The organism is Streptomyces sp. NPDC004752, from assembly GCF_053601275.1.
On the sequence record NZ_JBSGBN010000098.1, the window covers coordinates 24,574 to 35,778 of the forward strand.

Consider the following 11,205-nt stretch of genomic DNA (forward strand, 5'->3'; position numbering starts at 1 on the left):
GTCCTGGAGCGTCGCCGTCATGACGGCCGGGTCGACGAGCGGAGTGTCCGGCAGGACGCCGAGGCGCACAGGAGTGCCGGGTGGTCGTCCCGGCGCAGATAGGGCTTGGGGGCGATGGCTGTGTACGGTCCGTCGCGTTGGCAGTGAGGCAAGCCGTCCTGGACTCGCTGCCATTGCTTGTCGCGCTCCCGCCCGGCGCGCTCGCGCCGGCGCTGGGCGATCTCCAGTCCCCACCACCAGTAGGCGAGTTCGAAGGTGGGGGCCTCGGTGCTCGCCGCGTCGTAGAACTCCTGGGCCGGCACTGGCGGGGCGGGCAGATGGAAGACACGGTCCCGCTCCTCCACGAAGTCGGCCATGAACGCGGCGGTCTCCTCGACGAGTTCTGCGGACCGCGTCACCAGCGCCTGCCGTGTGTCCTCGGACTGCCTGCGGTGCAGGAGCTCGACCAGATAGAGCGGGTGGGGTTGCTGCCAGATGAGGAACACCCCGATGTCCGAGGGACTCTCCCGGCCTTCGGGGCCGGTCTGTCCGGGCCGGCGAGCGCCGTCGTAGCGCTGGCGGCCTGCGGTGGCGCGTGGCCCCGGGGAGGATCGACAGGTACCAGTCGAGACTGCGTGCGAGGAGTTCGGGACGGCCCCAGGCGGCGAAGTGGGCGGCGTGCCACCAGTGCATCTCCAGATGGGACCTGCCGTGCCAGGAGCTGGTGATCAGGCCGGTCTTCTGCGGAGGACGTACGCCGGAGCAGTTGACCGCGGTGAGGTACTGCGAGAGCACGACCCGTCGCTCCAGCTCCGCCGCACGGGGGTCGGTGCTGCCCGTGAAGTCGATGGTGGCACCGAAGTTCCAGAAGTCCTCCCACCACGCGGCAGCTGCTTTTGCGAGTCCCGCGAAGGCGCCGGCGCGTGCGTCCGGTTCGTCGGCAGGGGAGAAGGGTGCGACGAGTTCGAGAGTGTCGGAGGCTGTCGTCAGTACGAACTCGTGCGGGTTCTCCGTCGGACGTACGCTGCCTGGCGACCAGGTCGGGCGAACCGTGTAGGTGGTGTCGTCGAGGGGCCGCAGGAAGAGGCAGCCGTGCGCGGAACGTGGGCGGCGAGGTACTCACCAACCGCCTCATGGCCGAAAGCGCCGACCGGGTGGAGGCCGCCACCGACGGCTCGGAGCTGGGCTGCCGCGCTTCGTCCGCAACTGCGACATCACCGCCGTCGACGACGTGGTCACCGCCCCGGAGGCCGACCTCAAGGTCCTCGGCTCGCTGGAGGCGGCGGGGATCGTGGTGCAGGTGGCCTGCCCCCCCCGATTCAGGCTTGCTCCGCGACGTCCTCAGCCAGCTCGGCGAGGGTCTGCTCCGCCAGCGACCTCGCCTTCGGCGTGCTGTCGGCCCCGGCGAGGGTGATCGCCGCCTTCCAGGCCGCCCAACCCTGGGCGCGGTGCCAGGTGTCCTGGTCCAGACCGGCCGCGCGGACGAACAGCGGACGCGTCTCGCGGTCGAACATCGTCCACGCGGCCACCAGGTCGCAGGCGGGGTCCCCGACGGCGGAGCAGCCGAAGTCGATGACCGCCGAGAGCCGTCCCTCGCTCAGCAGCAGGTTTCCGGGCGCGATGTCGCCGTGCAGCCATACCGGTGCTCCGGTCCACGAAGACTCCGTGGCGCGGCGGACGCACCGCTCGCCCGCCTCCCGCGACTCGGGCGCGAGTCCGGCGAGAGCCAAGGCGGCCTCGTCGGCGTAGACCGTGAATTCGGCGCCACGCGCACAGTTGTGCGTACCTGGCGGCGGGGCGTCCTGCGTCGGCGCGGCGCGCAGGGCCGTCAGGAACTCGCCCAGGCCCACCGCGACAGCGGCCAGATCGGCTTCCCCGGCACCGGAGCGGTCGAGCGTCTTCCCGGGGTACCAGGTGTACACCGACCACGGACCGTCGAACAGCGGGCCCGGTGCGCCCTTGGCGACCGGCTTCGGGATCGGCAGAGGCAGCGCCGCGGCGAGCACCGGCAGCCAGCGGTGCTCCTTGTCGACCTGGGCGTCGTAACCCCGCGCGCTGGGGATCCGGACCGCGAGGTCGGAGCCGAGGCGGAACGTGCGGTTGTCCCAGCCCTGCGGCTCGACCGGGTGAAGCGGCAGCTCGGCCCACTGGGGGAACTGCTCACGCACGAGCTTTCGTGTGAGATCGAGGTCGGGCACCGCCCGTTCGGCGGTGGGTACGGAACTTTCCTGGCTGGCGCTCACGGCGGGATCTCCTGCGGAGGTGTCGGCCACGGTCGATCACTGGCCACGGGGCGAGTACTGGTCACGGTCGGTCAGCAGCCCCGGGACCGCTCCGGCACGCAGGGCGAAGCGGGTGCCTTCGACGGTCGGACCCAGGCCGCACCCGAGCGGCTGAAGCCCGGGACGAACAGCGTAAGGGATCCGGCGAGCAGGAACACCACAGCGCCCAGCCCGGCCACGGCCCTCACCCCGACCAGCGCCGCAACGGGCACGGCCCTCACCTCGCAGGACACGGAGCTGGACAACTGGCTCTGTTCACTCGGGGAGTAGCTGCGGAGGTCACTGAAGGAGGATCAACTTGCGGAGTGGTCCGAATCCGGCGCGTCCGTAGAGCCGGCCTTCTGATCTTCTTGATGCGGTTCACGGCGCCGTCGGTGTCGCCGGAGTTCCAGAGGAGAGTGAGGCCGGCGGTCACGGCGTCGAGGTCTCGGAGCAGGTGGGGCGCGAAGGTGGTGAGGCCGGGCAGTCGGATGGCGTCGATGGCGTCGGTCCAGGCGGGGGCGTGCGGCCGGGGTGATTGGTGAGGATCTCACCGGAGGCGCGGACATGTGCGGCAGGGGCATCCGGTTCGGGGCACCGGGCCGGGACGGCCTTCAGCGCGGCTCGCTCTTCCTCGCCTCGCTCGGGGCGCGGGTGAGGGGTGAGCCCGCTGGTGACCTGCCGCACCGTCGGCGGAGATGGCGCCGCCGACGCCGCGGAGACGGCATTGCTGCCGGTACGGCGCGCAGGGGGGGGCGATGCAGGCGCGGACCACGCTCCTCCGGCTCGTCCGCCAACAAGGCCCCGAATTCCTGGAGCTGCTCGGCGTCGGTGCGATCACCGCGGCTCAGATCCAGGTCAGCTGGTCACACCCCGGCAGGTTCCATTCCAAGGGCGCCTTCGCCTCGTTCGCCGGCGTGGCGCCGATCCCGGCGTCGTCGGGCCTGACGAACAAGTACCGGCTCAACCGGGGCGGCGACCGCCGGCTGAACCGAGCGATGTACAGATCACCCTGGTCAGGATGCGCCTCGCCCCCGCCACGAAGACCTACGTCGCCCGCCGCACCGGCGAGGGCAAGAGCCCTTGCGCCGCGCACCGATGCCTCAAGCGGAACATCTGCCGCCAGATCTTCAAGCTCCTGGAGCGAAGGAACCGGCAGGCCGTGGAAGAGCTTCCTCAAGCGGCTTGACACGACATGGCAGCCTCGGGGGAAGGCCGGGCTGCCGCGCGGCCTCGTGCAGCGGCGCACGCAGACTCGGGGCCCTTCGTGAAACGGCCGGCGCCCTGCCTGGGCTGGCTCGGGAACCGTTCCCCCGGATCCTGCGTGACGTCTTTGTGTTGCCGACTGGTGGTGAGGGGGCCGAATGAGAGCTCGGACGATGGTGAGCGTGGCGGTATCGACCTGTGTGGCGTTGGTGGCGTGCGCGTGCGGTCCGGAGAAATCGAAGGGAGACGCGGACGCACAGCCGTCGCAGCCGTCCGCGTCCACACGGGCCGAAGAGCCGTCGGCCACGCCGTCCGCTCGGACCGAGAAGCCGTCGGCCGAGCCGACCGGCGCCCAGCCCGCGCCCAGGACGAAGGAGGGCGCGATCCAGCGGTACGAGCAGTACCTCCACGCCGTGGGCCGTGAGGACATCGACACGGTCTGCGAAGTGGCCGGGCCCGCCGCGAAGCAGGCACAGGAGCAGGGGTTCGGCCCGTGCACGGCGACGTTTGTCACCGTGTTCCAGATGATCTCGCCGGCACAGAAGAAGGCCCTGCAAACCGCGACGGTCGACCCGCAGCGCGTCGCCGTGCGCACGCCCGACAAGATGGAGATACCGGCCGAAGCGGTCAGGGCCTCTGTCACCTTCTCCGAGAGCGAGCTGGGCAGCAGCACCCTGGAGTACCTCAAGAACGATTGGTACATCACCGACTGAACCCGACGCGCCGTACGCGGAGCCGCTCGACGGACGGCTCCGCGCGCACGTCACCCGGCGGCCGGTCGACCGGCGCCCTCCGACGACCTTCAGCCCGCACCGTACTGTTGGGCTCTCTCCGCGTTGTTGGCTGTCTCCGCCCCGTCTCTGGCCGAGCCCGGCGTGCCCCGGGCGGCCCGCCGCCGACCGCGAGACTGGTGGTCGCCGATTGTCGTTCCCCGGGCAGCCTCCTGCCGAGTGGGTCTTTCGCCGACCCGGCCGCGGGCTCGGGCGGCGGCCAGGTCCTCGTCGGTGCCGATGACGATGAGTCCGCGGAGGAACTTGGCGATCTGAGGAACTTGGCGATCTATTGAAGGCTGGTGTCGGTGTTCCGCAGCACGTCGGGTTGCTGGGCGGGGGAGTGCGGTGCATCCGTGTCGTCTGTCTGCGAACCCGGGGCAACTCCGTGCTCCGGAGCAACTCCGTGCTGCGGTGTGGAGGGTTCGGGCAGGGCGCGGAAGAGCAGCCAGCACAGTGCCGGCATCAGGATCAACGGTGCCAGGGCAGTCCGCAGCGATGTCGAGTCGGCGAGGCTGCCGATGACGGGGCTGATCAGGCCCCCGACGCTGACGGCCAGACCGAGGGTGATCCCGCTGGCGGTGCCGACCCGCGAGGGCAGGTAGTCCTGGCCGAGCGTGACCTGGAGCGAGAAGGGGACATACAGGCCGGCTGAAGTCAGGGCCACGAACAGGTACAGGGGCGGGCCGGGTACGAACACCACGCCCGCGACCGCTCCGATCGACATCAGGTAGGCCCAGCGGGCGACCGTTACCCGGCCCCAGCGGCCCGCCAGTGCGCCACCGAGGACGGAGCCGAGCGCACCGCCGAGGTACAGCACGAACAGTGCCACGGTGCCCGCTGCGGTGTTGCCGCCCATGCGTTGTGTGGCGTACAGCGAGATGAATGCGCTCAGCCCCATGAAGACGATCGAGCGGCACGCCACGGCCAGCGACAGCTTCACGAACGACGCCTTGTCGTCTCCCCTGGGCGCCGCCGCCCTGCTCCCTGCGGCTTGCCGCTGCCCCAGCGCGGGCAGCACCGGAAGGAACAGCATGCTGCCGACGAGCGCCGGCAGCACCAGCAGCGGCGTCAGACCCAGCCCGCCGGCCCCCACCACCGTGCCCACCATGAGCGGGGCCAGGGCGAAGCCGATGTTGCCGCCCGTGGAGAACCAGCCCATGGCGCTGTGGCTGCCCTGACTGGCGATCCGGGCGATCCGCGCGGACTCGGGGTGGTAGGCCGCTCAGTGCGATGCCCACACCGCCCAGCAGCGTGCTGACCGGCAGCAGCCAGGGCATCGCCCAGCGGTCGGTCAGCACACCGAACACCGGCTGCACCACCGACGACAGCAGAGAGGCGGCCAGCACCATGCCGGAGACGGTGGCGTAGCTGTAGGCGCGCTCGGCGACGAAGAACGGGACCAGGGACGCCACCGCGCCCTGGTAGACGTCGACGCAGGCATGCCCGACGGACAGGAGAGAGATCGAGGTATTCCTTCGCACCCCGTCATGGTCCGGGCCCGCCCGTGTGCCGTGCTTCCGATAAACTGCCGAACAATGTCGAATATCCGCCATACGCCGGTCGCGCCGACGCGCACCCAGCTACTGGCGTCCGGCGGCGCAATCGACGCCCACCGGCACGACGACCACCAGATCGTCTACGCCGGCCGGGGCGTGCTGGCCGTTACCACCAGCGCAGGCTCCTGGGTCGCCCCGGCCACCCGCGCCATCTGGGTACCGGCCGGCACCGTCCACGCCCACCAGGCCCACGGGGAACTCGAACTGCATCTGGTGGGACTGCCCGCCAGCGACAATCCGCTCGGCCTGGACGTGCCCACCGTGCTCGCCGTGGGCCCGCTGCTGCGTGAACTGATCATCGCCTACACCCACACTCCCGACGATGACAGCCCCCAGCGGACACGATTGCGCGCGGTGCTGCTCGACCAGCTGCGGGCATCCCCCCAGCAGCCGCTGCACCTGCCCGCTCCGACCTCGCCCCTGCTCCGTGCACTGTGCGAGATCCTGCAGACCGATCGGCCGACAACCGCACCCTTGCCGAGCTGGGCCGCCAGGTCGGCGCGAGCGACCGCACGCTGTCCCGGCTCTTCCGCAGCGACCTCGGCATGACCTTTCCCCAGTGGCGCACCCAGCTGCGCCTCCAGCACGCCCTGGTCCTGCTGGCAGAGAAGGAACCGGTGACCGCGGTGGCGCATCGGTGCGGCTGGTCGTCGGGCAGCGCCTTCATCGATGTCTTCCGGCGCACCTTCGGCCATACACCGGGCTCCCACCCAGTAGATTGACCGGCTCGCGGTTCGGCGGGGCGGGCTGTAGTCACAGCGTGCGGATCTGCACCTCCAGGGCGTCGGCGTGTACGGCAGCGACCTCGGGAACCGAGACCTCCCGGTCCAGCACCTGCCGGATGACGGCAAGGCCGAGCCCCAGGTCACGCACGGTGCGCACCAGATCCAGACACGCAGTTCGCGGCGCAGCGCGGCAAGTGGCGTCTCGCCCGGCTCAATCCCTCCGCCGGCAGTTGCCCACACCACTCTCCCTGCCGACTGTGGAATCGCGTGACGTCACAGCAGGACTCGATCCGACTGTGGCTCAAGCCATGATCAGGCAGAGAAAACGGTGGTCATTCACCTGGCTCCCCTGACACGATCTGGGTGTGACCACGTTGTTCCTGATGGTCGGCCTGCCAGCGGCCGGAAAGACCACAAGGGCTCGGCAGCTCGCCGAGGAGCACGGCGCGCTGCGCCTGACGCCTGACGACTGGATGATCCCCCTGTTCGGCGAGGCCGAGGCGGACGGCAAACGCGACGTACTGGAGGGGCGCATGCTCTGGCTCGCCTTGGAGGCGGTCAAGCTGGGCACCAACGTGGTGGTGGACTACGGCTGTTGGTCCCGGGACGAACGGTCCGCGATCCGCTGGCTGGTGGAGGCCGAGGGCGTGTGCTGCCGCATGGTCTACCTGCCGGTGAACGATGAGACCCAACGCGCCCGGATCGCCCATCGCCGGGCCACCGCCCCCGAGGAGACGCTCCCCATGACCGAGGCCGACATCCTGCACGGGCGGGCGCACTTCGAGGAGCCCGACGAGGCGGAGCTGGGAGGCCGCGGGGCCGTCGGCCCGCCCCCCGGCTGGGCGGGCTGGAGGGAGTGGGCCGCCAACCGGTGGCCGTCTTTCGCGTGATTGTTTTCGACCCAACACGGTGGAACTCAGCCCCGGAGGCACGATCCTCGGCCGGCCACGGGCGCACCCTGGAAACTCGACAAGCAGCCGGGCCGGGCGCACTCGCGCCGGCCCGTAAAGGCCCTGGCAAGTGCCGACCACGACAGGCAAACGACAGTGGGGCGGCGCACAGTGGCAGGACAACTGAAAGAGCGCACCGGAGATGACTTCCGCGCGCGGACCACCGCACCGGCGCGGATCCGCTCCCGGGACGCTTTCGGGGTTCGCGGCGTGTCGTGGCGCTGGCTGTCGGCCGGCATCGGTGCCGGGTTGACTGCGGCCCTCCGCCCTGCGGTGCCCGTGAGCGCGGAAGTCCCGGCACCGGACCGGCTGCTGGGCTTCGCGGGCCGTTCACCGGACTGGACGACCGCGCCCGTCACCAAGCTCAGTTGATCAAGGCCGGGCACTCTGGTCCGTACGGGACCTTCTCGCCCCGTCCTGCCGCGCGGCACCGGTAAGTTGCTTGTCGCGGTGTTCGCCACACCCGTCTCATGGAGGATTGTTGTCCCAGATACCTGTCAGCGACGTCGATCTCTACACCGAATCGGCGCGCATCGACCCGTACGAAGTCTATGCCGAGCTTCGGGCTCTCGGGCCTGTGGTGCACCTGTCCCGCTACGACCTCTACGCGTTGCCCCGCTACGACGAGGTGCGCGCGGCACTGATGGATTGGCAGACGTTCTCGTCAGCGCGTGGCGTGTTCGTGGATCCGGACGTGAACGCCCAACTGGAGGGGATCACGCTGTGCAGCGATCCGCCCGAGCACACGGCGATGCGTTCGGTGCTGGGACGGCCGCTGCGGCCGGATCGGATGCGCGAGGTGACTCCGCGGATCGAGGCCGAGGCCGACCAGGTCGTCGAACGGGTCGTCGGCCGGGGCCGGTTCGAGGTCGTCACCGAACTGGCAGAGTACCTGCCCATGACCGTGGTGTCGGACCTGGTCGGGCTTCCCGATCACGGACGGGAAAAGATGCTGGAGTGGGCCGCGGCCATCTGGAACACCCAGGGACCCGCCGACGACCGGGCGGCCGCGGCGGGGCCGGCCGTCGAGGAGTTCATGGCATTCGCCATGAATGACGCCGTGCCGGGAAAAATCGCCCCCGACGGCTGGGCGGCGCAACTCTACGAGGCCGCCGACCGTGGCGAGATCCCGCACGACAAGTGCCCGGTGATGATGCTCGACTACGTCACTCCCAGCCTGGACACGACCATCCTCGCGATCGCCAACGCGGTCGCGTTGTTCGCCCGGAACCCGGACCAGTGGGATCTGCTGCGTAAGGACCGCTCGTTGATTCCGCACGCGATCAACGAGTCGTTGCGCCTGGAATCCCCGGTGCCCCAGTTCAGCCGGGTGCTCACCGAGGACCACGAGATCGGCGGAGTTCCGCTGCCTGCCGGCTCACGGGTCGCGCTGCTCTATGCCTCCGCCAACCGCGACGAGCGCCATTACCCGAACCCGACGCGCTTCGACATCACCCGTCGCCCTTCGGACCACCTTGCCTTCGGTCGGGGCGAGCACGTGTGCGTCGGGATGCACCTCGCCAGGCTGGAAATGAGCGCGTTGCTGGAAAGGCTCGCCGACCGGGTCGCCCGCTTCGAAATCCTTGAACGCCGGCCGGTGATCAACAACGGGTTGCGCGGTCTCGACTACCTGGACGTGGCGGTCGAACCTGCGACCTGACGCTCGGTCACCGCATTCCGGAGGGTGTCATCAGGAGGGGGACGAGGGTGAGGAGCAGACGACGCTCTCGCCCTCGGGGCGGGTCCGTCGCGCTGTGCAAGGTGCGGGACACGCGACCAGGTGGCGACGTCCGGGGGCGTCCTTGGCCGCCGACCGCTCGATGGCCGCCAGGATTCCGTCGGGGCGAACCTGGGGGACCGCTCGCGGGGGCACTCGTGGGTTACCTCGCCGGCCTTGTGCACCGGGCAAGCAAGACGGACCGGAACTCGGCGGCCGGAACTCGTGCCCCCCGGTGCCCGTAGCCCGGTGCCGGACGGCTCCGGAACAGGGCACGCCGGTTGCTCTTTCTGCTCCAGTGCTTCTTCGGGCAGGCCGAGATGGTCAAGCCCCTCGTCAGGATTCGTCCGGGCGCCGAGCCGGCCCGACGGCCCGTCGCCGGATCAGCCCGAGCCGTCCGGCGCGCCGTGCCCGCAGCGCATGATCAAGCGGTCGGGGCCGGACGGCCGGGCGAGACACCGACGTCACACCTCGTCGTCGGGCCAGCCGAGAAGGCGGGCCCCGATCACCGCGGTCTGCCGGGTGTATCGGTGCACCGGGTCTCCCGGATCGGCACCGGTGAGCTTGTGGATGCGGTCCAGACGGTAGGTGAAGGCCCGCACACTCAGGCTCCCCGGAGAACGACCGGCTCACGCGCGTGATCGCAGCCCTGGGCCTCCTCGCGGACCATATCGCCGCCGTCGAATCTGCCATCACCCGTGCCGCCGACCCAAGCCACCTGATGGCCAACGCGACGGCCCGCCACCCGGCCAGGCCGCACGAGGGGTAGCCCTCCTGGTTTCCGCGGCCATGGCGGGCGGCGCTCCGCCGCTGATCCTTTCGGCTGTACAACCACAGGCTGTTCTCATGAATCCCCCATCTCGTAACGACTGCCTGCGGGGCAGTCATGTGTCCAAAAGGGGACTCAGTGAGCAGTGTTGGAAGATCTCGTCCGGCCGCCGCGACCACAGTGGTGGTCGCGCTGACGGGAAGTCTCTCGCGGGCGCCACCTCACCGGCGTCGGCGGCGGCGTGCGCGACGAACACGTACACCCGGCAGTTCTTTGCAAACACCGGCTTCTCGGGCGAGGCGAAGCGCACGGACTGCGATGCCGCGATCGGCGAGAACTGGGGCACCGAGGCGCCCGGGGTCACCGGCCTCGGCAAGGACAACTTCGGGGTCCGATGGAGCGTGCAGCGCGACTTCGGCTCCGGCGGTCCCTTCACGTTCACCGCGTCCGGCCAGGACGGCATCCGCGTCTACCTCGACGGTGTGCGCAAGATCGACCTGTGGAAGAACGGCACCACCACCGTCTCCAAGACCGTCACTCTCACCATCCCTCGCGGAACCCATGTCCTCGACGTGAGAGGGGCCGCACGGGTTGGGCGAGTTGTGACGCTTGCCTGGGCCCGTGCGGCCTGTTCCCATCCTGCCCTGTCCGGCATCTCCCGCGCACACTTCGGCGAGTTGCTCGAAGAAATCGCTCCGCGCTGGGAAGCCGCCCGGGAGTCTGCGCTGCGTGAACGGCGCGGCGGGGAGCGGCGACGGGCCGCCGGAGCCGGACCCAGACAACGCCTGGTGTTCATCGACCGGCTCCTGGTCATCCTGGTCCACCTGCGTCTGGGCCTGCCGCACGCCGCCCTGGCCCAGCTCTACGGTGTGGACCGCTCCACCGTCTCCGGCGCGGTCCGCGAGGTCCGGTCGCTGCTCGCGGCCCGCGGCTTCGCCGTCCCGGATCGGCCCGGCCCGCGCATCCGCACCCTGGAGGACCTGTTCGCCTACGCCGGCGCCGAAGGCGTGAAGCTGCGGCTCGACGGCACCGAGGTGCAGGTCCGCCGCCCGCGCGCAGGCCGCCCTGGCCGCAAAACGTTCGTCTCCGGCAAGAACGAAGCAGAACACCGCCAAGACCACCACCTTCAGCGACGGTCAGGGCCGCACCCTGTTCAGCGGGGTGGTGCGGCCAAGCCGGATGCACGACCAGAGTGCGACACGAAGGCGCACGCAGCGAGCGGTTGCGCGGAAAGGAGGCCGACTGATGTCGGCGGCGTAATCCCAGGCC

The 11,205-nt window shown here is 70.3% G+C and carries 8 protein-coding genes and 5 pseudogenes; 8 read left to right on the forward strand and 5 right to left on the reverse strand.

The window, feature by feature from the left end; translation table 11 throughout:
* Nucleotides 1–17: 17 nt before the first annotated feature.
* Complete coding sequence (locus tag ACWEKM_RS32430; RefSeq protein WP_451624835.1) at nt 18–485, reverse strand: hypothetical protein; 468 nt, start codon at nt 483–485, stop codon at nt 18–20.
* 813 nt (nt 486–1,298) lie between these two features.
* A complete protein-coding gene (locus ACWEKM_RS32435; protein ID WP_451624836.1) occupies nt 1,299–2,222 on the reverse strand; it encodes an aminoglycoside phosphotransferase family protein in 924 nt (307 codons plus the stop codon).
* 776 nt (nt 2,223–2,998) lie between these two features.
* Between ACWEKM_RS32435 and ACWEKM_RS32440 the strand changes: the two are divergent.
* The 3 genes and pseudogenes from ACWEKM_RS32440 to ACWEKM_RS32450 all read left to right on the forward strand — a co-directional run.
* Nucleotides 2,999–3,199, forward strand: a pseudogene (locus ACWEKM_RS32440) (transposase); the annotation flags it as partial.
* A gap of 62 nt (nt 3,200–3,261) precedes the next feature.
* Complete coding sequence (locus ACWEKM_RS32445; RefSeq protein ID WP_451624844.1) at nt 3,262–3,429, forward strand: hypothetical protein; 168 nt, start codon at nt 3,262–3,264, stop codon at nt 3,427–3,429.
* A gap of 199 nt (nt 3,430–3,628) precedes the next feature.
* On the forward strand, nt 3,629–4,159 hold the full coding sequence (locus tag ACWEKM_RS32450; RefSeq protein WP_451624837.1) for a hypothetical protein: 531 nt from the start codon (nt 3,629–3,631) through the stop codon (nt 4,157–4,159).
* A gap of 346 nt (nt 4,160–4,505) precedes the next feature.
* Here the strand turns inward: ACWEKM_RS32450 and ACWEKM_RS32455 are convergent.
* Nucleotides 4,506–5,700, reverse strand: a pseudogene (locus ACWEKM_RS32455) (MFS transporter).
* A 54-nt stretch (nt 5,701–5,754) separates the two neighbouring features.
* Here ACWEKM_RS32455 and ACWEKM_RS32460 point away from each other — a divergent pair.
* Nucleotides 5,755–6,497: pseudogene (locus ACWEKM_RS32460) on the forward strand (AraC family transcriptional regulator).
* A 34-nt stretch (nt 6,498–6,531) separates the two neighbouring features.
* On the opposite strand, the pseudogene ACWEKM_RS32465 reads toward ACWEKM_RS32460, so the two are convergent.
* A pseudogene (locus ACWEKM_RS32465) lies at nt 6,532–6,672 on the reverse strand (MerR family transcriptional regulator); the annotation flags it as partial.
* A gap of 193 nt (nt 6,673–6,865) precedes the next feature.
* Here ACWEKM_RS32465 and ACWEKM_RS32470 point away from each other — a divergent pair.
* Both ACWEKM_RS32470 and ACWEKM_RS32475 read left to right on the forward strand, forming a co-directional pair.
* On the forward strand, nt 6,866–7,390 hold the full coding sequence (locus ACWEKM_RS32470) for an AAA family ATPase (RefSeq protein ID WP_451624838.1): 525 nt from the start codon (nt 6,866–6,868) through the stop codon (nt 7,388–7,390).
* Between the two features lie 541 nt (nt 7,391–7,931).
* The gene (locus ACWEKM_RS32475; RefSeq protein WP_451624839.1) at nt 7,932–9,110 is read left to right on the forward strand and encodes a cytochrome P450; all 1,179 of its coding nucleotides are present in this window, start codon (nt 7,932–7,934) and stop codon (nt 9,108–9,110) included.
* Nucleotides 9,111–9,631: 521 nt separating this feature from the next.
* Here the strand turns inward: ACWEKM_RS32475 and ACWEKM_RS32480 are convergent.
* A pseudogene (locus ACWEKM_RS32480) lies at nt 9,632–9,778 on the reverse strand (PucR family transcriptional regulator); the annotation flags it as partial.
* A 26-nt stretch (nt 9,779–9,804) separates the two neighbouring features.
* On the opposite strand from ACWEKM_RS32480, the gene ACWEKM_RS32485 reads away from it, so the two are divergent.
* Nucleotides 9,805–9,936 (forward strand): hypothetical protein, encoded by a 132-nt coding sequence (locus tag ACWEKM_RS32485; protein ID WP_451624840.1) that lies wholly within the window; start codon nt 9,805–9,807, stop codon nt 9,934–9,936.
* Nucleotides 9,937–10,013: 77 nt separating this feature from the next.
* A partial coding sequence (locus tag ACWEKM_RS32490) for a transposase family protein (protein ID WP_451624841.1) occupies nt 10,014–11,205 on the forward strand: 1,192 nt, incomplete at its 3' end.